The sequence below is a fragment of the Duganella sp. CF458 genome, from assembly GCF_900113115.1.
Taxonomy (GTDB): Bacteria; Pseudomonadota; Gammaproteobacteria; order Burkholderiales; family Burkholderiaceae_D; genus Rugamonas.
In genome coordinates, this window is the sequence record NZ_FOOF01000017.1 from 103825 (window position 1) to 128624 (window position 24800).

The 24800-nt window shown below is 61.3% G+C and carries 27 protein-coding genes; 14 read left to right on the forward strand and 13 right to left on the reverse strand.

Annotated features, from left to right (window positions below; all coding sequences use genetic code 11):
- Positions 1–29 precede the first annotated feature (29 nt).
- From BM269_RS23580 to BM269_RS23595, 4 genes are read right to left on the reverse strand one after another with little or no spacing between them, the layout of a single operon-like run.
- Entirely contained in the window at positions 30–902 is an 873-nt protein-coding gene (locus BM269_RS23580) for a hypothetical protein (protein ID WP_090443042.1), read from the reverse strand.
- Positions 902–1678: a hypothetical protein gene (locus BM269_RS23585; protein ID WP_090443045.1), complete on the reverse strand. Its 777-nt coding sequence runs from the start codon at positions 1676–1678 to the stop codon at positions 902–904. Before BM269_RS23585 ends, BM269_RS23580 begins: the two co-directional genes overlap by 1 nt.
- A gap of 2 nt (positions 1679–1680) precedes the next feature.
- Entirely contained in the window at positions 1681–2181 is a 501-nt protein-coding gene (locus BM269_RS23590; RefSeq protein ID WP_090443048.1) for a hypothetical protein, read from the reverse strand.
- A 22-nt stretch (positions 2182–2203) separates the two neighbouring features.
- Complete coding sequence (locus tag BM269_RS23595) at positions 2204–2497, reverse strand: DnaJ domain-containing protein (RefSeq protein ID WP_055936718.1); 294 nt, start codon at positions 2495–2497, stop codon at positions 2204–2206.
- Positions 2498–2647: 150 nt separating this feature from the next.
- Between BM269_RS23595 and BM269_RS23600 the strand changes: the two genes are divergently transcribed.
- The 3 genes from BM269_RS23600 (at position 2648) to BM269_RS29210 (ending at position 7851) form a co-directional block, all read left to right on the forward strand.
- A complete protein-coding gene (locus tag BM269_RS23600; RefSeq protein WP_090443051.1) occupies positions 2648–4408 on the forward strand; it encodes a glutamine--tRNA ligase/YqeY domain fusion protein in 1761 nt (586 codons plus the stop codon).
- Between the two features lie 120 nt (positions 4409–4528).
- Positions 4529–6313, forward strand: a complete 1785-nt coding sequence (locus BM269_RS23605) for a CHASE domain-containing protein (RefSeq protein ID WP_170860465.1) — start codon at positions 4529–4531, stop codon at positions 6311–6313.
- 335 nt (positions 6314–6648) lie between these two features.
- Positions 6649–7851 (forward strand): glycine-rich domain-containing protein, encoded by a 1203-nt coding sequence (locus tag BM269_RS29210; protein ID WP_139232850.1) that lies wholly within the window; start codon positions 6649–6651, stop codon positions 7849–7851.
- A 78-nt stretch (positions 7852–7929) separates the two neighbouring features.
- Here the strand turns inward: BM269_RS29210 and BM269_RS23615 are convergent, their stop codons facing one another.
- Together BM269_RS23615 and BM269_RS23625 are read right to left on the reverse strand one after the other, a co-directional pair.
- Entirely contained in the window at positions 7930–8172 is a 243-nt protein-coding gene (locus BM269_RS23615) for a hypothetical protein (protein ID WP_055936706.1), read from the reverse strand.
- Between the two features lie 481 nt (positions 8173–8653).
- Positions 8654–9538 (reverse strand): SDR family oxidoreductase, encoded by an 885-nt coding sequence (locus BM269_RS23625; protein WP_090443057.1) that lies wholly within the window; start codon positions 9536–9538, stop codon positions 8654–8656.
- A gap of 12 nt (positions 9539–9550) precedes the next feature.
- On the opposite strand from BM269_RS23625, the gene BM269_RS23630 reads away from it, so the two are divergent.
- The 5 genes from BM269_RS23630 to BM269_RS23650 all read left to right on the forward strand — a co-directional run bounded on the left by BM269_RS23630 (position 9551) and on the right by BM269_RS23650 (position 13660).
- Positions 9551–10576, forward strand: a complete 1026-nt coding sequence (locus tag BM269_RS23630; protein WP_090443060.1) for a CDP-6-deoxy-delta-3,4-glucoseen reductase — start codon at positions 9551–9553, stop codon at positions 10574–10576.
- Between the two features lie 66 nt (positions 10577–10642).
- On the forward strand, positions 10643–11866 hold the full coding sequence (locus BM269_RS23635) for an MFS transporter (RefSeq protein WP_090443063.1): 1224 nt from the start codon (positions 10643–10645) through the stop codon (positions 11864–11866).
- Positions 11867–11879: 13 nt separating this feature from the next.
- A complete protein-coding gene (locus tag BM269_RS23640) occupies positions 11880–12530 on the forward strand; it encodes a DUF1345 domain-containing protein (RefSeq protein ID WP_090443066.1) in 651 nt (216 codons plus the stop codon).
- A gap of 23 nt (positions 12531–12553) precedes the next feature.
- On the forward strand, positions 12554–13186 hold the full coding sequence (locus BM269_RS23645) for a hypothetical protein (RefSeq protein WP_090443069.1): 633 nt from the start codon (positions 12554–12556) through the stop codon (positions 13184–13186).
- A 117-nt stretch (positions 13187–13303) separates the two neighbouring features.
- Positions 13304–13660 (forward strand): HPF/RaiA family ribosome-associated protein, encoded by a 357-nt coding sequence (locus BM269_RS23650; protein ID WP_090443072.1) that lies wholly within the window; start codon positions 13304–13306, stop codon positions 13658–13660.
- 3 nt (positions 13661–13663) lie between these two features.
- On the opposite strand, the gene BM269_RS23655 is transcribed toward BM269_RS23650, so the two are convergent.
- Entirely contained in the window at positions 13664–14437 is a 774-nt protein-coding gene (locus BM269_RS23655; RefSeq protein WP_090443075.1) for a helical backbone metal receptor, read from the reverse strand.
- Between the two features lie 66 nt (positions 14438–14503).
- On the opposite strand from BM269_RS23655, the gene BM269_RS23660 reads away from it, so the two are divergent.
- Positions 14504–15478, forward strand: coding sequence for a GGDEF domain-containing protein (locus BM269_RS23660; RefSeq protein WP_090443078.1), 975 nt, complete (start codon positions 14504–14506; stop codon positions 15476–15478).
- A 76-nt stretch (positions 15479–15554) separates the two neighbouring features.
- Here BM269_RS23660 and BM269_RS23665 read toward each other — a convergent pair whose 3' ends face one another.
- Positions 15555–16115, reverse strand: a complete 561-nt coding sequence (locus tag BM269_RS23665; RefSeq protein WP_090443080.1) for a DUF5610 domain-containing protein — start codon at positions 16113–16115, stop codon at positions 15555–15557.
- A 50-nt stretch (positions 16116–16165) separates the two neighbouring features.
- On the opposite strand from BM269_RS23665, the gene sbcB reads away from it, so the two are divergent.
- A complete protein-coding gene (sbcB, locus tag BM269_RS23670) occupies positions 16166–17611 on the forward strand; it encodes an exodeoxyribonuclease I (RefSeq protein ID WP_090443083.1) in 1446 nt (481 codons plus the stop codon).
- 79 nt (positions 17612–17690) lie between these two features.
- Here the strand turns inward: sbcB and pyrF are convergent, their stop codons facing one another.
- Positions 17691–18512, reverse strand: a complete 822-nt coding sequence (pyrF, locus tag BM269_RS23675; RefSeq protein ID WP_090443086.1) for an orotidine-5'-phosphate decarboxylase — start codon at positions 18510–18512, stop codon at positions 17691–17693.
- Between the two features lie 124 nt (positions 18513–18636).
- Between pyrF and BM269_RS23680 the strand changes: the two genes are divergently transcribed.
- The 4 genes from BM269_RS23680 (at position 18637) to BM269_RS23695 (ending at position 21682) form a co-directional block, all read left to right on the forward strand.
- Positions 18637–19227 (forward strand): LemA family protein, encoded by a 591-nt coding sequence (locus BM269_RS23680; protein ID WP_090443090.1) that lies wholly within the window; start codon positions 18637–18639, stop codon positions 19225–19227.
- A 201-nt stretch (positions 19228–19428) separates the two neighbouring features.
- Positions 19429–20361: a TPM domain-containing protein gene (locus tag BM269_RS23685; RefSeq protein ID WP_090443196.1), complete on the forward strand. Its 933-nt coding sequence runs from the start codon at positions 19429–19431 to the stop codon at positions 20359–20361.
- The gene (locus BM269_RS23690) at positions 20361–20885 is read left to right on the forward strand and encodes a TPM domain-containing protein (protein WP_090443093.1); all 525 of its coding nucleotides are present in this window, start codon (positions 20361–20363) and stop codon (positions 20883–20885) included. Before BM269_RS23685 ends, BM269_RS23690 begins: the two co-directional genes overlap by 1 nt.
- Positions 20886–20917: 32 nt before the next feature.
- Positions 20918–21682, forward strand: coding sequence for an SDR family NAD(P)-dependent oxidoreductase (locus BM269_RS23695; protein WP_090443096.1), 765 nt, complete (start codon positions 20918–20920; stop codon positions 21680–21682).
- 197 nt (positions 21683–21879) lie between these two features.
- Here the strand turns inward: BM269_RS23695 and BM269_RS23700 are convergent, their stop codons facing one another.
- From BM269_RS23700 to BM269_RS23715, 4 genes are read right to left on the reverse strand one after another with little or no spacing between them, the layout of a single operon-like run.
- Positions 21880–22143, reverse strand: coding sequence for a PAAR domain-containing protein (locus tag BM269_RS23700; protein WP_090443098.1), 264 nt, complete (start codon positions 22141–22143; stop codon positions 21880–21882).
- A gap of 21 nt (positions 22144–22164) precedes the next feature.
- Positions 22165–22611 carry a hypothetical protein gene (locus BM269_RS23705; RefSeq protein WP_090443102.1) on the reverse strand — a complete coding sequence of 149 codons (447 nt, stop codon included), beginning with the start codon at positions 22609–22611 and terminating at the stop codon, positions 22165–22167.
- Positions 22612–22613: 2 nt separating this feature from the next.
- Positions 22614–24260, reverse strand: a complete 1647-nt coding sequence (locus tag BM269_RS23710) for a LysM peptidoglycan-binding domain-containing protein (RefSeq protein ID WP_170860466.1) — start codon at positions 24258–24260, stop codon at positions 22614–22616.
- 1 nt (position 24261) lies between these two features.
- Positions 24262–24798, reverse strand: coding sequence for a hypothetical protein (locus BM269_RS23715; protein WP_090443108.1), 537 nt, complete (start codon positions 24796–24798; stop codon positions 24262–24264).
- Positions 24799–24800 lie beyond the last annotated feature (2 nt).

The window sequence follows — 24800 nt, forward strand, 5'->3', positions numbered from 1 at the left end:
TCCGGCCGGCTGCTCGGCAGCCAACGGTTTTAGTCGTAGTCTGCGTCGAGCTCGGAGCCGGCGTAGTTTTCCAGCTCAGTCCAGAGGGTCTTCATCGCGAAGCGTCCCGGCAGTTTTTGCAGCACGGTGCAGGTGCGGCGATACAGGTCGATGCGGTTCAGCAGCACGGGACGATGCTGCTCCGGCACCGCTGCGACCAGCGCTTCCCAGCCTGCCTCGTAATCCGGCTTGGCCTTGCGCACAGCCTTCACGAAGCGTTCGAATTCCTTCTGGCCGGTGCGGGCGACGATGCGGCCGCCGCCTTCCACCGCGAAGATGATCGCCAGCGCGATCACGCCTTCCGCGTTCAGGTCGGGGTCCTTGATGGCACCGTCCAGGTTATGGCGGCGCAGCCAGTTCGCCAGCCGCACCACGGCCTGCACTTCCTGGCGCTGCTTGAACTGGGCCTGGTATTTGGATGGACCATCCCAGTTGGCGCCCGGTTCGGTGAAGCAGATGTCGAAGAACAGGTCGCGCAGGCGGCGCTGTGCGTACATCGGGTCGTTGTCGTACTCACCGATCAGCGTATCTTCCGGCATCGCAGCCAGGTCCTTCAGTTGGAGGAAGCCGGCCTGGAAGGCCAGCTCGGCGCCCTGCTCCACCAGGAAATCCAGCGCCAGCTCGTCGGAATCGACGGTCAGCAACTGCTCCAGGCCGAGCGACACGCCGCCGACAGTCAGGTTGACCGCCTTCTGGATGCCTTCCGCCGTGCGGTTGTTGGTGAACTTGTCCGCCACCATGGCCGTGATGCCGCTCAATTCCTCGGCCAGGATGACGGCCGCATCTTCGCGGTCGTCGCCTGGCAGCAGTTTGATGGCGCGGGTCAGTCGCGGCAGGCTTTCTTTGACCAGTGCGGGCAGCATCAGCCGAAGATCCCGGTACCGATCGAGCGGCGTGCGCGTTCGCGGCCGGTGCCACTGCGGGTGGTCGGCACTTGCTTGCGCAGGCGGTACAGCAATTCCTTGGTGGAGCGCTGCAGATGCTCCGGTTCTTCGTCCGGATCGTCGCTGAACTCCGCATCGGCCAGGTCGGCGCTATGGCGGAATTCCGGGAACAGTTCGAACAGCGCGCGGTCCCAGCCATCTTCATTGGCTTGCGCCAGCGCCACGGCGACCGGCACGATGTCGTTGTCCGACGCGGTCTGGCCCGTCAGGTAGGCGCCCTTCGAAATCACTTCGCCTGCCACTTCCAGCACCTCTTTCGGCGCCAGCGAGAACAGGATCGCGAATGCGGTGCAGCCCCAATCGGTGGCCGAAGCCTCCCTCAGCAGCTCGACGCGGCGCTCTTCGTCTTCGGTGCCGAAAACCACGCCGTGGATATGCGCGAACAGCGATTCGGCGATGCGCTCGGGATCGTCTTCGATCATGTCGTCCGGCCAGGTGGCAGCCAGGTAAGCCAGGCTTTCGGCCCACTGCTTCGGCGGCACCAGCAGGGTCGCCAGCGACATCTTGCCGCCGTCGAAACCGGACATGTGCAGCGCCGTCACGTGCGGCGGCAACTCCTGCAGCACTTCGACCACGGCCAGGTCGCCGTGGGTGTCCGCTGCTTCGGCAAAGGCGCGTTCGGCGTGCTCCAGGGAGCCCGCCAGAACGAGTTCGGTGACCTGCTTGCGAATGGCTGGCAGATTCTTGTCGGTCATGCTCAATCCTCCTGCTGGTCAAAGATGCCGGTGAAGTCGTCGGTGGCGACATCATCCGCGTAATCGTCTTCATCATCGCCCTCGTCGCCCTCAGCCAGGCGGTCGAGCGAAGTGTCCTCGTCGTCCCACATGCGCGGATGCTTGTGCAGCAGCGCGGTGATGATGGCCTGGCGCGCCAGGTCCGGGTGGTTCTCTTCCAGCGCTTCCAGCAAGCCTTGCGCTTTCGGGCAGGTAGCGGCGCCGAACACGCGGGCCGGGTCGCCGTATTCGAAGTCTTCGGCGTCGGCAAAAGCCGCCTTCGGGTCGTGGAATTCAATCACGTCCACCAGGGCGAAAGCCATCATGTTCAAATCGTCGATGCCGCCGCCGTTCAGGTATTCGGTGCGCAGGGCTTCGACCATCTTCTTGTAGTTCTTGTGGTCGGGCGGATCGCCGAGGATGCCCTCGATCTGCCCTTCCAGCTCGCGCGCCTGGTAGGCGAACTCTGGGTGTACTTTTCTCATTTGCTGCAGTCTTTCTGTTGATTCAGGCGGCGGGAATCGTCACGCCGTTGACGCTGAAAACGGAACGCCACTGTTGGTAGGCTTCCGCTTCCGGGTCGATGATGATGCGGTGGTGCACACTCTGGTTGTATTCTTCCCGTTTCTCAGGGTCGGACAACACTTCGTAAGCTTTGACGATGGCCTTGAAGCGGGCGTCGGCGCCCGGTTCCTGGTTGCGGTCCGGATGGAAACGCATGGCCAGGGAACGATAGACCTTCTTGATTTCCTCGTCAGAGGCATTAGGCGCGACACCGAGCACATTGTATAAGTTTTCCATAAAGCAACTCCGGGCCGGTTTTTAAACGCGTAAGGACGAATTATCCTATAAAATGCCCTGTTTACGCTGAATATCACCCTAAAACCGGCAAACCAGGCTCTGACTCTAGGAGTCGGGCCCTGGTTTACCGGTTTTAAACCACTAACATACATGAGCAACGACAAAAAAACTGCCGCCCCGGCCCCAGCGCCGAATTTCCTGCGCAATATCGTTGAAGCCGACCTGGCCTCCGGCGCGCATACCCGCGAAGGCTTGCCGCCGGTCATTACCCGCTTCCCGCCGGAGCCCAACGGCTACCTGCACGTCGGCCACGCCAAATCCATCTACACCAATTTCGGCCTGGCGCGCGATTTCGGCGGCCGTTGCCACCTGCGCTTCGACGATACCAATCCTGAAAAAGAAGAACAGGAATACGTCGACTCCATCATCGACAGCGTGCGCTGGCTCGGTTTCGACTGGAACTACAAAGGCCCGGTAGGCGCCGGCGATCACCTGTATTACGCCTCCGACTACTTCGACAAGCTGTATGAAATGGCCGAATACCTGATCAAGGCCGGCAAGGCCTACGTCGATAGCCAGAGCGCGGAGGAGATGAAGAACACCCGCGGCGGCTTCGGCGTCGCCGGCACCAATTCGCCGTTCCGCAACCGCTCGGTGGAAGAAAACCTGCAGCTGTTCCGCGACATGAAGGCGGGCAAATACAAGGATGGTGAGCACGCACTGCGCGCCAAGATCAGCGAAGACGCCATGTCCTCGCCCAACATGAACATGCGCGACCCGGCGATCTACCGTATCCGCCACGCCCATCACCACCGCACGGGCGACGACTGGTGCATCTACCCGATGTACGACTACACGCACCCGATCTCGGACGCGCTGGAAAACATCACCCATTCGATCTGCACCCTGGAATTCCAGGACCACCGCCCATTCTACGACTGGCTGCTGGAAACCCTGTCCGAAGGCGGCTTCTTCGCCAAGCCGGTGCCGCACCAGTACGAATTCGCGCGCCTGAACCTGACCTATATCGTCACCTCCAAGCGCAAGCTGCGCCAGATGGTGGAAGAAGGCATCGTGGACGGCTGGGATGACCCGCGCCTGCCAACCATGGCCGGCATGCGCCGCCGCGGCTTCACCCCGGAAGGTATCCAGTTGATGTGCGAACGCACCGGCGTGACCAAGTCCGACGGCTGGATCGACTTCGGCGTGCTGGAAGGCGCCGTGCGCGAAGACCTGGACCCGAAAGCACCGCGCGCCATCGCTGTGCTGCGTCCACTGAAGCTGATCGTCGAGAACTTCCCGGAAGGCCAGTCGGTCGAGTGCACTTCGCCGGTCCACCCGCACCACCCGGAACTGGGCCATCGCACCTTCCCATTCACCCGCGAACTGTGGATCGAGGAAGAGGACTTCATGGAAGTGCCGACCAAGGGCTACTTCCGCTTCACCCCTCCGGTCGGCGACCAGCCCGGCGCCCGCGTGCGCCTGAAATACGGCTTCGTGGCCGAATGCACCGGCTTCGACAAGGATGAAAACGGCAAGGTCACCGCGGTGCGCGTGAAGTACTTCGAAGATTCCAAGTCCGGCACCCCGGGCGCCGACACCTATAAGGTGAAGGGCAATATCACCTGGGTCAGCGTCGACGCGGCCCTGGAAGCGGAAGTGCGCCTGTATGATCGCCTGTTCACCGAAGAGAAGCCGGATGCCGGCGGCAAGGACTTCAAGGAATTCCTGAACCCGAAAGCATTGGAAATCGTGAAAGCCTACCTGGAGCCGGGCCTGAAGGATGCCGCCGCCGAGCAGCGCTACCAGTTTGAACGCCATGGCTATTTCGTGGCGGACCGTGTGCTGTCGCACCCTGGCAAACCGGTGTTCAACCGCATCGTCACACTGAAAGACAGCTGGTCAAAATAACTGACCCGAACTGTGACAAAAAAGCCGCCTTCGGGCGGTTTTTTATTGTTAGTTTGATTTCAATCAAAGTGGCGTTTTTGCAACTTGACCTTGAAGCATGGAAATTCTTATAGTCGGTCAATGACACGCCTACAGCTCAGCCTGTTCTCCCCTTCCAAGCCCTTGTGGTGGCTGGGGATTGCGTTGTCGCTAGGCGTCGGTTTGGGGCTGTATACAGTCGCCACGCGCTCCGTCGAAAGTGAAGCCCGTGCACGCTTCCATAACCAGGCCCGCAACACGCAGTTCAATATCAATGCCAGCATCAAGGCCTACACTGATGTTTTGCGCGCCGCCGCCAGCTACTTCCAGGCGGGCGGGGAAGTCACCCGGGAAACCTTTCACCGCTACGTGCAAGGCCTGGACCTCCAGCACAACTACCCGGCCATCGACAATATCAACTTCGCCGAGTATTACACCGATGCCAAGCGTCCGGCAGCGGAAGCCCGCCAGCGCCAGCTCAGCGACACCCTATACCCCGCCTATCAAGTCCACCCGGCGGGTAAGCGCGCCGAATATGCGGTACTGACCCTGATCGAGCCGCTGGAGGGCTTTGGCGACCGCTATGGCCTCGATATCGCGGCCCGTCCCGGCGTGGCGCAGGCGCTGTTCACAGCGCGCGACCAGGGCGCCATGAGCAGCTCCGGCCAGCCCATCCCGTTGCGCAGCGCCCCAAGCCACGTCGGCATGGCGGTGCGCATTCCGATTTACCGCAACAACATGCCGATTACCACCATTGCGGAACGGCGAGAAGCCTGCATTGGTTCGGTGGGCCTGGGGTTCAGCGTGCCACGCCTGGTTGGCGCGGCACTGGGCGAAATGCCGGTCCGAGCGGTGCGCGTGACCCTGCGCGGCAGCAGCGGCATCGGCAAGCCGCCTAACCTGCTGTTTGACAGCCAACCCACCATGCCGGGCGCGGACAGCGACCATTTCGTCACCGAATTGCCGGTACAGTTCCATGGCCGCACCTGGCATGCCCAGTTCAGCGTACCGAAGCGCGCACTGTTCTCGAACTTCGACCAGTTCCTGCCCGCGCTGGCGGGCAGCATGGGATTCGGTGCGAGCGTACTGATTTATGCGCTATTCGTCACACTGGCCTCTTCGCGCCGCCGCGCCGTGAAGCTGGCGCGCGCCATGACGCGCGAATTGCGCGACAGCCAGGCGCGCCTGCAACTGTCGCATCACCGGCTGCGCCGCCTGGCCGCGCACGCGGACCACATCAAGGAAGAAGAGCGCAAGCGCATCGCGCGCGAGATCCACGATGATCTGGGCCAAAACCTGCTGGCCCTGCGCATTGAAGCCGACATCCTGGCCACGCGCACCGAAAAAACCCACCCGCGGCTGCATGCGCGCGCGCGCGCCACGCTGCACCAGATCGACAACACCATCCGCAGCGTGCGACAGATCATCAACGACTTGCGGCCGAATGTGCTGGACCTCGGCCTGTCGGCGGCTGTTGAATGGCAGATCGCGCAGTTCCGCCTGCGCTCCGGCATCAAGTGCGAATTCGTCGAAGACGCGGTGGCCGACCATGGGGTCGACGATCATTGCGCGACCGCCTTCTTCCGCGTGCTGCAGGAATCGCTCAGCAATATCCACCAGCATGCTTCGGCCACCGTGGTGCGCGTCGAACTGCATCAATCGCATGGCATGCTGCGCATGACCATCAGCGACAACGGCATCGGTATCAATACAGCCTGCCGCCATAAGGCCGGCTCTTTCGGCCTGGTCGGCATCGAGGAACGCATCAGCCTGCTTGGCGGGAACTGTTCGATCAACAGCCTCCCGCACGGCGGCACCACGGTCAGCATTGCAGTGCCGGTTGGCTACCGGGTGGCCCCTGCCGACGATCTGCGCCTCAGCGCTTAGGCATTTTTACCACGCGGTAGGAGTTTACCTGCCGTTGTTGATCCAAATCAAACTCCCTTTCCATAGCTCAGCAAAAATGCATTTGTAACATTTGATGGCGCGACAAGCTATTGATTTGCAAGGATGTTGCCGTGTGTTGTTTATGCCGCGTACCCTTAAATTGTTACTTGCATTGCCTGGGGCTATGTCTATACTTGAGCTAGTTGATCTACATCAACATCTGTGTTCCCAACTCCGAGCACACCAGATGCCTGGCACCACAGCACCAGCCCCCTAGAACGGCGTCTTCTCTCTCTCAGTCTTACATTCGCTCACTTTTAAAGGGATTGTCACTCATGATTTCTGCTGAAAGCTTCAAGGCTATTGCCGACCTCGACCTGGAACCAATCAAGGTGAAACTGATGCACGTGGAATCTGGCGAAGGCTGGTCGCTGGAACGGGTCAATGCTGTCGAATTCGAATACCGCCGCTTCCTGTACCTGATGAAAACGTTCCCTAACGAGCAGACTGCTCCGCTGATGGACGTGGACATCTTCTGGCACTACCACATCCTCGATACGATGAAATACTTCATCGACTGCGAGAACGTGTTCGGCTACTACCTGCACCACTTCCCATACATCGGCCTGCGCGGCGAAGATGATGAAGAGGCGCATGAGCGCGTGGGTAATCGCATGAAGGAACTGTATGAAGAAACCTTCGGCGAAGATTACTTCCGTAGCGCGGTTGCTTACTCGGGCCGCGTTGCCGCCGAGGTTGCTGCAGACACTACCCAGGTAGCTTATTCGGGCCGCGTTGCCGACGAAGCCGGCCAGCAGGTAGCGTACTCCGGTCGCGTTGCTGCCGAAGCTGGTGCACAAGTTGCATACTCGGGCCGCGTCGCCGCCGAAGCTTCGCCACAAGTCGCCTACTCCGGCCGCGTCGCAGCTGAAGCCGGACCACAGGTAGCCTACTCGGGCCGTGTCGCTGCCGAGGCCGCGCCGCAGGTCGCCTACTCCGGCCGTGTCGCTGCGGAAGCCGCGCCGCAAGTGGCTTACTCGGGCCGTGTCGCCGCCGAAGCCGCACCAAAGGTTGCGTACTCGGGCCGCGTTGCGGTGGAGGCTGCACCGCAAGTGGCTTACTCGGGCCGCGTCGCCGCCGAAGCCGCACCAAAGGTTGCATACTCGGGCCGCGTCGCTGCCGAAGCCGCTCCGCAAGTCGCCTACTCCGGCCGTGTCGCGGTTGCCTACTCGGGCCGTGTGGCGTCGAACGCTTCGCCGCAGGTCGCCTACTCCGGTCGCGTAGCCGCTGAAGCCTCGCCTCAAGTAGCTTACTCCGGCCGCGTGGCAGCCGAAGCAAAGACTGCGTACTCGGGTCGTGTGGCGGCAGAAGCGCAAACCGCTTACTCCGGCCGCGTCGCCGCTGAAACGCAAACCGCTTACTCCGGTCGCGTTGCAGCCGGCGCCCAGACTGCCTACTCCGGCCGCGTCAGCGCCGAAGCCCAGGCGGCATCGCAATCGTTGTTCTACACCGCCCGTCCGCGCCTGGCTTCTGCCTGAGCCTGAACCGAGCGCCCAAGTAAAAACGGCCGCCACCTGCTAGCAGGTGCGGCCGTTTTTTTACGTCCGAACGAAGGCTTAGTGCGCCATCAGGTCGCGCAGTTCACGGATGCTGAAATCGCTGATTTCATGCATGCGGATCAGGATGGTCGCGCCGATGGGCAAGGTGTTGTGACGGATCTTGCTGATCACAGGTGGCGCAACTTCCAGCGCGCGGGACAGGGCCGCGTCATTTTTCAGTTGCAGCTTTTCGATGATGGCGTCCAGGACGCGGTTCGGATTGTAAGACGACGATGCAGTAATTTCTTTCAGAGAGCTCATGACTAGTACTTTTTCAATGTGTTGCGCGGTCGCAACAAAATTATTGGCGGAATTTTCGACAAAGAGCGCCAGAAAAAGCCGTTATTGACGCAATTTTCGGCACACGGACGGTATCATACACCGTTTAATTGCCGTTCGCTTAACGCCGTGAGATTTTGATAGATTCTAGCGCGTAAAGCTGTGCTAGGAATTCATATAGTTTAACAAAAAGACTACTTATGGTCTTTTGTTGCTAAAGTAAATGGCAGGCAGAACCAGGCGAACGTGATCCAAACCAGGGCGGGAGGCAGGTACATCAGCGCCGCAGGCATTGGAGTGTACTCCGAACGCCAGTCCAGGCGGCGCCTGATTTCCTCAGGTGAAGGCGGGGGTAAGTGGGCGTGGCCGCGCTGGGCCAGGTAAACACGGACTTGCTCCTTGGTGGGATGGCTGTACATGGCGCCCTCCTTGGCAGACATTGGCACAAGTAGCGCCGGCAGCATCACGGGCGCCTGATGCATTTCAAGGCGGCTGCAACATCCGGATAATGCAGCCGTACCTGCAACTCCGCCTTCAAGCGCCGGTTCGCCAGCCTGCGCGACTCCGACATGAAGGACAACAAAGTTGGCGCCACAGCCTGCGCCAATGCTGCGCGATCCAGGCGAGGGGGGCGCGGCAGGCCGAAATGATCGGCCACCATGTCGAAATAGTCCCCCATTTTAAGTTCCGTGTCATCCACTGCGTGATACACACGGTTACAAATTCCTTTGCGCAAGGCCGCCAAAACAACACGCGCCAGATCATCGGCATGGATATGGTTGGTGAAAACATCATCTTCCGCACGCAGGGCAGGCGTGCCCTGCTCCAGCCGCTTGAGCGGCAGGCGGTCTTGCGCATAGATACCGGGCACGCGCAGGATGGACAGCCGCCCCTGCGCGCGGCGCGCCCACGCCCGCAATACCTGCTCCGCGTCGACCCGCCGCAAGGCCCTGGCATTGCGCGGCGCGACGGGCTGGGTTTCGTCGGCCCACCGCCCGCCCAGGTCGCCATACACGCCGGTGGTGCTCACATAAACCACTTGCGCCCGGTCAGGTAAAATGGCGGTCACATTGCGGGTGCGCCGATCCAGCACACCCTCGCCCGGCGGTGGAGCCAGGTGCACGATCTGGTGCGCCAGCCCGGCCAGGCGACGCAAAGACTCGGGCTGGTCCAGGTCGGCCAGCAGCGGCACGGCGCCCGCCGCACGCAATTCGGCAAAGCGCTCGCGCTGGCTGGTCACGGCAAATACGCGGTAATGCGCGCGCACCAACGGCAGCAAACGCATGCCGACATCGCCGCAACCAATGACCAGCAGGCGCGGCTTGTTGAATTTTTTACTGATTTCCATATTTAAGATTGTATGTCTTTCCAAATTACTGTTCAGCCTAGCGGCCACCAATTCATCTGCGAAGACGACGAAACCGTGCTGGCCGCAGCCATGCGCGCCGGTGTCGGCCTGCCATATGGCTGCAAGAATGGCGCCTGCAGCTCCTGCAAAGGCAAGGTGGTGTCGGGCTCCGTCAGCCACAAGGCGCATCAGCGCCGCGCCTTGAGCGAGGAAGAAGAAGCCGCCGGCATGTCCCTGTTCTGCTGCGCGATTCCGCATTCCGACCTGGTGCTGCAAGCGCGCGAAGTAGTGGGCAGCGGCGAATTCCCGATCAAGAAAATGCCGACCCGCGTCAATTCGCTGGAAAAGATGGCGCCGGACGTGATCGTGCTGACGCTGCAACTGCCGGCCAACGAAACCTTCCAGTACAAGGCCGGACAATACATCGAGTTCCTGCTGCGCGACGGCAAGCGCCGCGCCTACTCGATTGCCACCGCACCGGAAGGCGGCGCGATCACCCTGCACATCCGCCACATGCCGGGCGGCCTGTTCACCGACCAGGTGTTCAGCACCATGAAGGAACGCGACATCCTGCGCTTCGAAGGCCCGCTGGGCACGTTCTTCGTGCGCGACGATTCCGACAAGCCGATGGTGCTGCTGGCATCCGGCACCGGCTTCGCGCCGATCAAGGCGATTGTCGAACACGAACGCGCCAGCGGCTCGAAACGCCCGATGACGTTGTATTGGGGCGGTCGCCGCCCGCAAGACCTGTACATGGACGCGCTGTGCCGCCAGTGGGCGCAAGAACTGCCGAACTTCACATACGTGCCGGTGGTTTCCGACGCCCTGCCGGAAGAAAACTGGCGCGGCCGCACGGGATTCGTCCACCAGGCCGTGGTCGACGACCTGCCGGACATGTCGGGCTACCAGGTCTACGCCTGCGGCGCCCCGATCGTGGTCGAATCGGCCAAACGCGATTTCGTCAAGGAATGCAAGCTGCCGGAAGAAGAGTTCTTCGCAGACGCCTTCACTTCCGAAGCGGACCTCCAGCAACCTTAAGTCATCCCCCGCGCCGCGTGCCGTGGGGCGCGCAGCGCTCCACGGCCCTCCCAAGCACGCAAACGTATGGCATCCAACGGCTTCTCCGTCCTCCGTCACCGCAACTTCGCTTTCTACCTGTCAGCCCGCCTGCTCGGCACCATCGCCGTGCAAATGCAGAACGTCGCCATCGGCTGGCAAGTCTATGCGCAGACCAAGAACCTGTATTACCTCGGCATGATCGGACTGGCGCAATTCGCGCCCTTCCTGTTGCTGATCCTGTACGCCGGCCACGCCGCCGACCGCTACAACCGCCGCAACATCATCGCCACCTGCCTCGGCGCGCAACTGGTGTGCGGGCTGGCGCTGCTTGGCTACACGCACAGTGGTTTCAGCGCCGTATGGCCGATCTTCGCCGTGCTGGTGCTGTATGGTAGCGCTCGCGCTTTCATGAGTCCCGCCACGCAAGCGGTACTGGTGAACATGGTGCCCACCGAAGATTTCAGCCGCGCCGTGGCCCTCTCCAGCTCCACGTTCCAGGTCGCCGTGATTCTCGGCCCGACCTTGGGCGGCCTGCTCTACATCTACGGCCCCGCCACCGTGTACGCCGTCACCTCCCTCATGCTGCTGTCGGCCGTGGTGCTGATGACGCTCACGCGACCTGCCCCGCAAGCGACGCGCAAGGAGCCGGCCACTTGGCACAGCGTACTGGAAGGCTTGCGCTTCGTCTGGTCGCGGCCCATCATGCTGGGCGCGATTTCGCTCGACCTGTTCGCCGTGCTGTTCGGCGGCGTGACCGCGCTGCTGCCCGCGCTGGCACACGACGTGCTGCACGTCGGCCCCACCGGATTGGGCCTGCTGCGCACCGCGCCTGGCGCCGGCGCCGCGATCACCTCCATTGCGTTGGCGTTCTGGCCGATCACCCGCCGCGTCGGCGCCTGGATGTTCGGCGGCGTCGCGGTCTTCGGCGTTTGCACCGTCATCGTGGGCTTCACCGACAGCTTTGTCATTGCGTTGGCATGCCTGCTGGTGCTCGGCGCAGGCGACATGATCAGCGTGTATGTGCGCCACCTGCTGGTGCAATTTGAAACGCCCGATGAAATCCGCGGCCGCGTCAGCGCCGTGAATGCCGTCTTCATCGGCGCCTCCAACGAACTCGGTGAATTCGAATCCGGCGTTACCGCTGGTTGGCTGGGCCTTACGCGCGCCGTGATCTTCGGCGGCGTCGCCACGCTCGCAGTGACGGGCATCTGGGCCTGGCGCTTCCCTATCCTGTCGCGCATGGACCGCTTCCCACACCACGGCAAGTAGTAAGATTGGCGGCATGAGCTACCACATCGTCCGCAGCCGTCCCCACTTGAGCGCCGCCATCGTGGCCGGCGCGCTAGCCGGCATGGTCCTTCCTTCACACTGGAAGCCGCTGGTGCGCATGCTGTCCGCATGGGACATTGCCGTCTGGATGTACCTGATCACCGTGGGCTGGATGATGATGCGCGCCGACCACCGCGAAGTGAAACGCATCGCCGCCAAGCAGGACGAACGCGCTGCGACCATCCTCGCCAGCCTGGTGGTTGCCACGGTCGCCAGCATGATCGCCATCAGCAGCGAACTGGCCAGCCTGCGCGACATGCCCGCCAGCGAACGCGGGCTGCATTATGCCTTCGTGGTGGCGACGCTGGTGGGCTCCTGGTTCTTGGTCGGCACGCTGTTCTGCTTCCATTACGCGCACCTGTACTACAACGCGCGCGGCCACCAGCGCCCGCTGTCCTTCCCCGGCGGCGAGACCCAGCCGGATTACTGGGACTTCCTCTATTTCTCGTTCACGATTGCGGTTGCCGCCCAGACTTCGGACGTGTCGGTGCAATCGCCCACCATGCGCAAGCTTGTGCTCGGCCAGTCTGTGCTGAGCTTCTTCTTCAATCTTCTTATCCTGGGTTTATTTGTGAATATGGCGGCTTCGCTATTAAATTCCTGAACGATCGGCGAGGAGACTCCGTTATGAGCAAACCAAAACAGCATCGCAAGAAGCCACGCGGCCTAACGGGTCCAATCAAATTCGCGGATGGCAGAGTCGAACGTGAATTCGTGCAGTTTCCAGATTCGAAGCCTGAGATTGAAGCGCTGATTGCCAAACTGTTTTGCACGGAGAGCCCCAGTTCCAACGTTCAATTTCGCCGTTATGGATTTCTCGATCATTTGACGCCCATGTCCGAGAACAGCATTGACTTCGTTGTTCAAACGAAGCATGGCGAACGTTGGTTGGAGCTCGCTGAATTTGCACCACTCGATCAGTTTGGCGGAAAGTACGAAGAAGTTCCCAATCAGTGGTCAAGTCAAACTATGAAAGACCTCTTTATTAGACTGGTCAAGCAGAAAAACGCGAAAGAATACGGCGACGGTGTCATTCTACTGATCTATAAGACTCATGACACGCTCTTCGTGCCCCCACCCGTTCAACGCATGATTCGCGCAGAGCTCTCGACCACTCAGATCAATCTGGAATCAATCTATTACCTTTCCCCTCACAGCGGGTCCAGTTCAACAGTCTGGGAGATTTGGCCGGGAAATGCAGACACCATCCAGGAGTCAGGCATAGGGCCGAATGTGTTTGTCGGCCTACCTAAACCTTAGAGCATTGTCTATCACTGAGCCGCTCATAATTAACGCAACTTAAGGATCTCCTCAGCAAAATGGGAGTAAGATGAAATCGCGTGGCAACACGTTTTGGTTAACAAACGGGAGCAGCATATGCAAATCAGTGTGAACACCGACAAAACCATCGAACGTACAGCAGGCCTGGAAGACCATGTGAAGGAAGTGGTCAAGACTGCACTCCACCGGTTCGGCGAGCACATCGGACGCGTCGACGTCCACCTCAGCGAAGGCAATGCAAAGAAATCCTCCGACGGCGATATCCGCTGCATGATCGAGGCGCGCGTCAACGGCTACCAGCCGATTGCCGTCACCGACCACGACGCAACCTTGCACCAATCCATCAACGGCGCAGCAGACAAGCTGCAACGGGCTATCGAAAGCGCATTGGGCCGCCTGAACGATAGCAAACGCCACACCTCGCAGCCCAACTTCGAAGAGGCTGAGGAATAATCCTTAGCCCGCGGCGGCCAGGCCTTTCAGGTATCGGATACCTTGCAAGGCACGGCTGCCGTACCAGGACATCATTTCCCCATCGACCAACTGCACCGGCTTGCCGATCTGGCGCTCCAGCGCGTCCACATGTTCTTCGGTAAAACGGTAAGGCTCGGACGACAGCAGCACCTGGTCCACCTCCTGCACCAGCGCATCGCTCCATTGGAAGCTCGGATAGCGCACATCGCCGATCTGGGGAATCGACCAGCCGATCAATGCCAGCATGCGGGCGATATAAGTGTCGCGCGACACCGTCATCCATGGATCTTTCCAGATGCAGTACAACACGCGCTGCGGACGGCCCGTCCCTACCTGCGCCAACTCGCGTTCAAACTCGCTGCACCACGCGTTTGCGCGTTCCTGCGCGCAGAACACGCCGCCCATCAACTGCACCAGCGCCAGGTTATCGCGCGGCTCGATCGGATGCGTGACCACGATATTCGGCACAAACTCCGCCAGCTTGTCGACGGTAGGTTTTTCATTCTCGTCGATGTTCACCACCAGGTGGGTCGGCGCCAGCTTGCGGATCTTCTCGATGTTGACGTCCTTGGTACCGCCCACCTTCGGGATATCGCGCACCACGTCCGCCGGGTGAATGCAAAAGCCGGTACGGCCCACCAGTTGCTGCGCCAGGCCCAGGTCGCAAAGAAGCTCGGTAATCGAAGGCACCAGCGAAACGATGCGCGCGTTGGAAGCGGCCGCATGTTGCTGGCCAAGGATGTCGGTAAAAGTCATAGGCGATATTGAACCACACTTAGGCTATCATTAACACCTGTTGATACCGTAGTAAGAAAGTTCATCTTGAAACCGATTGGCACCTTCGGCGCATCCGCGTACCAGATCCAGGCCCTGCAACTATTCCGCGGCGCCGACAGCCTGCGCATAGCACCGTTGCTGAAAGACTGCCCGATCGTGCGCGTCGAGCAAGGCGAAGTGCTCGCAGACCCGCAACGCGCCCGCTTGTACATTGTGCTGCGCGGCGCCTTATCGGTAGCGGCGGATATGAGCACCGGCATGTCCGACGGCACCACCATCAGCAAGGTGCTGCCTGGTGAAAGCGTCGGCGAACAGGCCGTGCTCGACGAAGAAGCCAACCAGGCCACGATGACCGCGCTCGAGCAAAGCGAATTGCTGGTGATCGAAGCCGAACTGGCATGGGAACTGATTGACGCCGCCAACGGCGTTGCCCGCAACTTGCTGCGCATGCTGTCGTTCCGCATCCGCGCCGCCAATGCGCAATTGCGGCGCCGGCAAAAGCTTGGCGAGTTCTATCGCCAGCTATCGATGGTGGACGGCCTGACCGGCCTGTACAACCGCGCCTGGCTGAACGACTTCCTGCCGCAACTGGTCGCCAGCGCCCAGGCCACCGGCCAGCCGCTGTCGCTGATCATGCTCGACATCGACCACTTCAAGAAATTCAACGACAGCCACGGCCACCTGCAAGGCGACGAAGCCCTGCGCACCGCCGCCCAAGTGCTGACCGGCGCCCTGCGGCCGACCGACTTCGCGGTTCGCTACGGCGGCGAAGAAATGATGGTGGTCCTGCCCGACACCAAGGTACAAGTGGCCGAAGCGGTCGCCAGCCGCCTGTGCCAGCGCATGCGCGAAGCGGTCGTCCTCAGCGACATGCGCCAGCCCCTGCCCCACATCACCAGCTCCTTCGGCGTCGCCGCCTTAGGCCCGGCCCAAGACGAAACCGCCCTCATCGCCGCCGCCGACGCAGCCCTCTACCGCGCCAAGGAAACCGGCCGCAACCGCGTAGAAGTCGCAAAATGAAAGTCGGGGTCAGCTCTGGCAATCGGACATTTGCCTACGGCAAATGTCCGATTGCCAGAGCTGACCCCGACTTTTTTTATGCTACCTTGCCGCTTTGGGCTTCGTCGGTGCTTGAGGCCTGCCGTTGATTGGACGCAAAAGCATCCAGGCCTTTCTGCACCAGCTCGTAGGTCTTGTCGATATTGGTGGCAATGTCGCCGCCCAGTACCTTCAAGCCTTTCAGGATGTCGCGCGCTTCCTTGAAGCCCTTTTCGATGCCGCCCTTGATCGTGTCCATGAAGCTATTCAAGGCGTCGTCGCCCTCCAGCTCGGAATGCTGTTGCTGGAATGCGCTGAAGAAGGCGGTCGATAGCGATACAATGCGCCCCGCCGTGCCTTCCGGCGAATTGTCCTGGCCGCTGGCGTTCTGGATCGCATCCGGCCCGAAATCGGCCTGAAGCTGCTCGTTGATCGAGGTGATGGCCGATTTGTAGACCAGCGCCAGCGGGTCGTTTTCGGAATTCAGCGACACCGAGGCCGATTCTTGCAGGATCGACACGTTCAGCTGCATCTTGGCGCGGGTGGACGCCGAAATGGCCGTGTCGTTGCTCGCGGTGGCGGGCGTGGCACGGGTATTGACGGAAATGGAATTTGACACAACAGTCCTCCTTGCCTCAGCATTCGATAACGAGAACCAACATTTGCACCATGAGTAACCATACCTTCCTGTGGCATGACTACGAAACCTTCGGCGCCGTGCCACGCCGTGATCGCCCCGCCCAGTTTGCCGCTATCCGTACCGACGCTGAGCTGAACGAAATCGGCGAGCCGATCATGTTGTTCTGCCAACCTGCCAACGATTACCTGCCAGACCCGGTCGCCTGCCTGATTACCGGTATTACCCCGCAGCAAGCTTTGCAGCAGGGTGTGCCGGAGCATCAGTTCGCGGCAACTGTCGAGAAGGCCTTTTCGGAGCCTGGCACCATAGGCGTAGGCTACAACACTATCCGTTTTGACGATGAAGTGACGCGCTTCTTGTTTTGGCGTAACTTGATCGATCCATATGCCCGCGAATGGCAAAACCAGTGCGGGCGCTGGGATTTGCTGGATGTGGTGCGGATGACCTATGCGTTGCGCCCCGAGGGTATTGAGTGGCCTCTTAATGATAGCGGTAAACCGAGCTTCAAGCTTGAGCATTTGACCAAGGCCAACGGCCTGGTGCACGAGGCGGCGCACGATGCGCTGTCGGACGTGCGTGCCACCATCGCCCTGGCCCGCCTGATCCGTCAGAAGCATCCGAAATTGTTCGATTTCTGCCTGGCCCTGCACAAGAAAGACCGCGTCGCCGAGGAGATCGGCCTGCACCTGGCGCGCGAGCTGCGCCAGCCCTTCCTGCACGTGTCGGGCATGTTCCCGGCGGAGCGCGGCTGCCTGGCGCTGGTCTGGCCGCTGGCGCCACATCCGTCCAACAAGAACGAGTTGTTGGTGTGGGATTGCGCGCATGACCCGCAGGAGCTGTTCGCGCTGGATGCGGAGACGATCCGCACCCGCATGTTCACCCGCGCTGACGCCATGCCGGAAGGGATGACGCGCTTGCCGATCAAGAGCATCCACCTGAACAAGTCGCCGATGCTGGTGTCGAACCTGAAGACGCTGCGGCCGGAAATGGCGGAGCGCTGGGGCTTGGACCTGGAGACTGCACGCGGCAATGCGGCGCGCGCGGCGGCGGGGCCGGATATGTCGGCGACCTGGGACCAGGTGTTCTGGCGTCCAGTCGCTGAACCGGCGGACGTGGATGAGGATTTGTACGGCGGCTTTGTCAGCAATGGCGATAAGCGTTTGCTGGAGTCCTTGCGGCGCGAGCATCCGGCCAAGCTGGCGTCGGCGTCGCCGCACTTCCAGGATGACCGCCTGGGTGAGCTGCTGTTCCGCTATCGCGCGCGCAACTTCCCGCAGACGTTGTCAGAGGAGGAGCATGAGCATTGGGAGCAGCATCGCGCGGCGCGCTTGTTTGAGGGCGCCGGCGGGGCACGGACTGTCGATGAGTTGTTCTCGGAGCTGGATCGCCTGGGGGCGGAGACCGATGAGCGGGGGCAGGAGGTGCTGGCTGCCCTGTATGACTACGTGGAGATGATCGCGCCTGAGCGCTACTGAAACCGGTACGGCGGAGTCCGACCCGCGGCTGCCGCGGGCAAGTGTCAGACCCTGTGGGTCTGACACTGGTTCACCGGTTTTATGCCCGGTAAGTATTGATGGCGTCGCGCGTCTCCTGCGCCACGCGGCGTGCCGCGGCGGCGAAATCTTCCCCACCTTGCGGCGTCGCGTACAGGATCGCGCGCGATGAATTGATCATCATGCCAGTGCCGTTGTAGGTACGGCCAGCCTTGACGGTCGCTTCAATGTCCCCGCCCTGCGCACCAATCCCCGGCACCAGCAGCGGCATATCGCCCACGATCCCGCGCACCTGTGCCAGTTCCTCAGGGAAGGTCGCGCCAACCACCAGCGCGCACTGGCCGTTGGCATTCCACTTCTCCGCCACCAGCTTGGCGACGTGCTGGTACAGCGGCTTGCCATCCACTTTCAGGAACTGCAGGTCCGAGCCGCCCGCATTCGACGTGCGGCACAGGATGATCACGCCACGGTCGCTCCATTCCATGTAAGGCTCGACGGAGTCGAAGCCCATATACGGATTCACGGTCACCGCGTCGGCGCCGTAGCGGTCGTAGGCTTCGCGCGCGTACTGCTTGGCGGTGGCGCCGATGTCGCCGCGCTTGGCGTCCAGGATCATCGGGATGTGCGGGTATTTTTCCTTGGCGTAGGCGCAGATTTTTTCAAGCTGGTCTTCCGCACCCAGTGCCGCGAAGTAGGCGATCTGCGGCTTGAACGAGCATGCCAGGTCGGCGGTGGCGTCGATAATCGCGGTACAGAACTGGACAATCCCTTGCGGGTGGTTCTGGAACTGCGCAGGCAGGCGCGCCATGTCCGGGTCCAGGCCAACGCACAGCAGGGAATCGTTGGCTGCCCAGGCAGCGGATAATTTTTCGATAAATGTCACAGCGGGCCTCTTTATTCTTTGCGTTGCAAACCCTACATTATAACGGGGCGCGTGTGTGCACTGCCGCACATGGACGCCGGCCGATTGCGTGTATATTTCGATAATACGTTCCAAGGAGCGAATAATGCGAAACTTTCTGGCAGTGGGTGTGCTGGCAACGGTTCTCTTGTCAGGCTGCGGTTACAACGATTTCCAGGCCAAGGACGAAGCGGTCAAGGCCCAGTGGGGCGAGGTGGTCAACCAGTACCAGCGACGGGCCGACCTGATCCCGAACCTGGTCAATACGGTCAAGGGCTATGCCTCGCATGAGCGCGAAACCCTGGAAGCGGTGACCAAGGCTCGTGCCTCGGCCACCAGCATGCAGGTGACGCCGGAAGTGCTGAATAATCCGGGCGCGCTGCAAAAATTCCAGCAGGCGCAGGGTGAGTTGAGCAGTGCCTTGTCGCGGCTGATGGTGGTGGCCGAAAAATATCCCGACCTGAAGGCCGATGCCAGTTTCCGCGACCTGCAATCGCAGCTCGAAGGCACCGAGAATCGCATCAGCGTGGCGCGCCAGCGCTACATCGCCTCGGTCCAGGACTTCAATATCCTGGCGCGGCGCTTTCCGACCAACCTGACGGCGAAGATGTTCGGCTATGACGTGAAGCCCAGCTTCACTGTCGACAACGAGAAATCCATTTCAACCGCTCCAACGGTGGACTTCAACAAGAAGTGAGGAGTCGCAATGGCGACCACACCACGGCAAACGCGCGGTGGCGGCAAGGCTTCCAGCCGCGATGAGGATCGATTGAGCGATCCGCTGCGCGATCGCGACCTGGCGCGGCGCACTGGCGGGCTGTCGGAAAATGCGCGGCGCTGGAAGATCCTGCCTGGCTCCCCGTGGCTAAGGGTGGTGCTTGGCTTGGCGATCCTCGCCATGCTGGCACTGGTGGTCGCCAGCGCCCGCGCGGCCGACGGCTTCGTGGCCGTGCCGGCGCATGCGGCCCGCGTGACCGACCAGGCGGCAATGCTGACTGCGCAGCAGCGCTCAGCCCTTGATGGCGTGCTTGCCGACTACGAGCGCAAGTCAGGTAGCCAGATTGCCATCCTGCTGGTGCCGTCCACGGCGCCGGAAGCGATCGAGCAGTACAGCATCCGCGTGGCAGATGCGTGGAAACTCGGGCGTAAGGGCGTCGATGATGGTGTGCTGCTGGTGGTGGCCAAGAATAACCCGTCCTCGCTGCGCAGGTTGCGCATCGAGGCTGGCCGCGGCGTCCAGGGCACGCTCACGGATGCCCAGTCGAAACGCGTTTTGCAGGATGTGATTGCGCCGCATTTTCGGCAAGGGGACTTTTATGGCGGGCTGGCGGCGGGCGTCAGTGCGATCGCCACCTTGCTCGATAAGGAGCACTTTCCTGCCACGGCGGGCACACCGGCGAGCGGGGCGGCGGGCGCGCCGGCGGCGGGCAGCGCTGGCGTGGCCGGCATGGCGGAAGCGGCGGGCGCTGGCGCCATCCCTGGCAATGAAGGCTCCGGCACGGCACGCGGCGCAGCGGCCTCCGACACGGCGAATGGCCCCGGCAACGGCGGCGGCTGGTCCGCGGGCTGGCTCGTGCCCTTGCTGCTGTTCGGTGTCTTCGTCATCCTGCCGATGATGCGCGGTGGTTCGCGTCGTGGTTTGCGGCGTGGCGGCTGGGGATCGGATGCGACGGGCGTGCTGCTTGGCGCCGCATTGGGCAACGCCTTGAGTGCCGCAGCCAGTCGCGGCAGCGGCGGAGGAAGCTGGAGCGGCGGCGACTTTGGCGGCGGCGGAGGCTTCAGCGGTGGCGGCGGCAGCTTCGATGGCGGCGGCGCCTCGGGAGACTGGTAATGACAACCCAAGCGACATCCTTCATCGGGCGCTGCCGACGCGCCTGGCGCCATATGGCTAGCGGCACCGGCGCCGGCAAACGCGCCTTCCCACCAGCCACGCTGCAGGCGATCGAACAAGCCATCACACTGGGCGAACAACGCCATCGCGCCGAAGTGCGCCTGATCGTGGAACCGGGCCTGGACGCCCGCTCGGCCTTCAACAACGTCAGCAACCGCCAGCGCGCCCGCGCCCTGTTCGCGCAATACGGCGTCTGGGATACCGAAGAAAACTGCGGCGTCCTGATCTACATCAACCTGGCCGCACGCGAAGTCGACATCGTGGCCGACCGCCATGTCGGCAGGCTGGTCGCCGACACGGAATGGCAAACCATCTGCCGCACCATGACCACCGGTTTCGCCCAGGGCGACTACCACGCCCCCACCCTATCCGCGCTGGAACAGCTCAACACCCTGTTGGCGCGCCATTACCCGGCCGACGGCACCCGCCCGAACCAACTGCCCAACGACGCGGTCATCCTCTAAAATAAGCTTCCTAACCGACAAGCGGAAGCGATATGAAATTAACGAATAGAGTAGCCATCGTCACCGGCGCAACCCAGGGTATCGGCCTGGCCTGCGCCCAGCGCCTCATTACCGAAGGGGCCAAGGTCATGTTGGTGGACATCAAGCCGGAAGGCGCCCAGGCTGCCGAAGCCTTGGGCGACCAGGCCCGCTTCGTTGCCGCGGACGTCAGCCAGAAAGCCGACGTGGACGCGCTGGTCGCCGCGACCCTGGCCGCTTTCGGCCGCATCGACATCCTGGTCAACAACGCTGGCGTAACCCACAAATGCAGCTTCCTCGACCTGGCGGAAGCCGATTTTGACCGCGTGCTTGGCATTAACCTGAAATCCATGTTCCTGTGCGGCCAGGCCGTGGCGCGCGAAATGGTCAAGCAGCAGAGCGGCTGCATTATCAATATGTCAAGCGTCAACTCGGAACTGGCAATCCCGGACCAGGTGCCGTACGTGGTGTCGAAAGGCGGCGTCAATCAACTGACCAAGGTCATGTCATTGAACCTGGCGCCGTATGGCATCCGCGTCAACGGTATTGGCCCCGGCACCATCCTGACCGAACTGGCGAAACAGGCGGTGCTGGCCAGCCCGGAAGCCAAACGCACCATTTTGTCGCGCACTCCTTTGGGGCGTTGCGGCGAGCCGGAAGAGGTCGCATCCATATGCGCTTTCCTCGCCAGCGACGACGCCAGCTATATGACCGGGCAGACGCTGTTCGTTGATGGCGGCCGCATGGCGCTGAACTACGTTGTACCAGTTAAAGAATAGTTATACGAAATCTGAATAACGATTATCGAAAACAAAAATTGGACTAATATGCGGCGGCGCACCATAATTGCACATGTCTCCACTATTCTCCTCCAAGAAAATAGTTTAAGCCCGCTTTAACCAGCGGGCTTTTTTTTGTCCAACGTTCGGGTGAAATTGGTTTGCCGGCATGGCAGCCGGCAGAAACCGGGGTGGGACTACTCGATGAAGTAGCTGGTCTGGCTGGCGATCAGGGTGGCGCCGCAGGCGGTCTTGTCGCCGTCCCTGGCAGTCGGCTTGCCGTCGGTGATATAAGTTTCGCTACCGCTATCGATCACGGTTTCACTTGGGTGCAAGGGGCAGCTACAAGTATCGCCCAGGCGAGCGACACCCTTGCCATCAACGATGAACTCTGAACTTCCGGTCTTGACCACCCCGCCATGCGAGGTCTGGTCTCCAATGCGAATTACGGGACGACCCATTGCTTTACTCCAGTTCGGGAATCATTTTTTCGCTTCGAGCTTCATGCAGCTTTGAAGCGCAGCTTTACCGGCCGATGCCGGAAGCGCCGCCACGGCAGCATCGAATTGCTTGCGCAACGGCACTTTAGGACCGATGTCGGTGAAGACGGTCAGTTCTCCGCCGATCTCACGGTTAAAGTAATTCGGGCAGTCGACGATCGCGGCACAGGCGGAAATGGCGGCCACTTCCTCCATGACCTTTGGATCGATCGCTTTCGGCGGCGTCGGCGTCGTCAGCCAATCCTTGCCCCAAACCTTGGAAAAGCGGCTCCCCAGGTTTTCGGCGATCTTGGCCGAATCTGCCTGCGTAGCATTGGCAACGCAGCGCAGGCCAAACGGCGAGTAGGCTTCGCCGGCACTTGCCGGCGCCGTCACAGCGAACATTGCCAGCGCCAGCCCGCCGTAGAACATGGACCTGAATTTATTCATCGTTACTCCTTATACCAAATGCCCGTGGCCTTGAATGTTATCCCGTATTTCTTGCTCAGCGGAGACTTCAACGAGATCGCATCCGTCCGGTAGCAAGGATTGTGGCCGTTGAAGTCACTCACGTAGCCGCCAGCGTGCTTGATCTCGATGTGGCCCGAGATCACGCCGCCGGAGTACGTCTGTTTTTCCACCGGCGCGTAGATGATGATCGAGCCGTGTGGAGCCGTGGAGATATTGGTTCCCGGCGCCGAGACCAGCAGGTTCTTGAACCCGGCACTTTGCAGCGTCGGGCCGAAGTCTTTGGCATGTTCGACGCCAGGGTACTTGGTGAAGTAGCCGGCGGCGACCAGGGCCCGCTTGACGTACCTCAGGCAGCGGCCAATCGATTTCGGTTCCTTGTGCTGCATGGCATAGGCAATCGCTGTCGCCACCCGGTTGGATGCGGGCGGCTTCGATATCGTGGCTTCGGGGTGCGTGGTTTTCGCACTGCGGTCTTCCTTGACCACCGGCTTGGTGCCTGCCGCGGTGGCGGGCGGTGTGGTCGGCTTGGCCGCAGCGGCTTGCGCCGGCTCCTTCTTTGCCGTTTCCTGCGCCGGTGCGCTGGCGGGCTTGCTTGCCGCCGCGGGCGCCGGTTTGCCCTTCCCTTCCGGCACCTTCAACATCTGGTTCGGGAACAGCAGGTACGGCTTGTCGATGTTGTTCAGCTTGGCCAGTTCCTGGTAGGTCGTGCCATGCGCGCGCGCGATGCTCGACAGCGTCTCGCCTTTTGCGACCTTGTGCATGCCAGGCGTCTTGGCCGGCGCCGCCTTGTCGACGTGAACGTGCGTCTTCACCGGAATGCGCTCTTTGGGCGCGACAATCGTCCAGGCCGAATTGAGCTTGTCGATGGCAAGCTGGCCCAGTTCCTTGAAATCGTCGCTCGCCTTCTGGATATAGATGGTCAGCGGTCCGAAGTCCGGCGATGCCATGAAGGTCGGCAGCAAGCCGTGCTCATTGGTCTTCATGACCGCGCTCTTGCCGTTCTGTTCGACCTTGATGGTGGCCTGCGCGATCGGCGCTCCGCCGGCGTCGATGACGCTCAATGCGTGGCCGACCTCGAGCGCCTTTTCATACGCGTCGGCGAGCTTGGCAAATTTACCAGTCGCGAGGGCCTCGCCACCATAGTCGAGCGTCGGGCCGTCGTGGTGGTATTTATAAACCCAGACATCCGGTTTCTTGTTTTTCGTGGCCAGCTTCTCGTTCGCCAGGAAATACTTGACCACGGCCTTGACGCTCGCGTTGACGTCGAAGCGATTGCTGTTGTTCAAACCGTAGGCGCGGCCGGTATCGTTGATGAACTGCCCCAGGCCGCTGGCCGAAGTGGTGCCGGCCGCCGCATCGGGATTGAAGCCCGATTCGATCTTGACCATGGCCAGCAGCATCGCCACGCGGCGTACGTTCATGCCGGCGCCTTTGCCGGCGGCGATCAGCTTGTCGATGACCGCTTTCTGCACTTCCAGCGATGCATCGCCCCAGATGCGGGATTTGCCTGCCAGCCGTCCCGGGCTGTGGTCAACCGCCTCCTTATAGTGGGAATACGATTTGACCTGTTCATCGCGGTAGGCCGCACCACGCTTTTGCGTGTAAAAGACGTTGTAATCAATCGCCATCTTAGTCCGTTTCGGCGTAGATATAGAGATCGCCTTCGCCCAGCTTCTTGGCCTTCTTGCTCTCAGTGCCCTTGAGCGCGGCACCGATCGCCGGGTCCTGCTTCGCATTCAGGCTCGAGCCCAGCACCTTGCCGTCCCAGGTGTACAGTTGCTGCCATTCGCACTGCGCGCAATTGCCGCCGGTGCTCATCATGATGACGATGAATTTTTCCTTGCCTGGCGTCTCGACGCAGCTTGCGTCGCTCAGGCGCTCGGCAATGATCGGGTAGGCGTCGCCGGCTTTCAACGGCACCGGCTTGAAGGTCTGGCTCCCCAGTTCCTGTCCGGTAGCGGCATCGCTGATGCTCAGGCGCTGCTTGGTGCAGGACAGTCCGGCAATTTCGTCCTGCTTGAAGCATTCGCCTTTCAGTTCGATCTTGCGGTCCGCACATTGCATGACGGCGCTGCGCTTGAGCAACGGCACCTTGGCCGCGGCAAATGCGCTTTGCGCCAGGCCGGCGGCCAGCATGAGTCCTATGAATACAGTGCTTTTCTTCATTT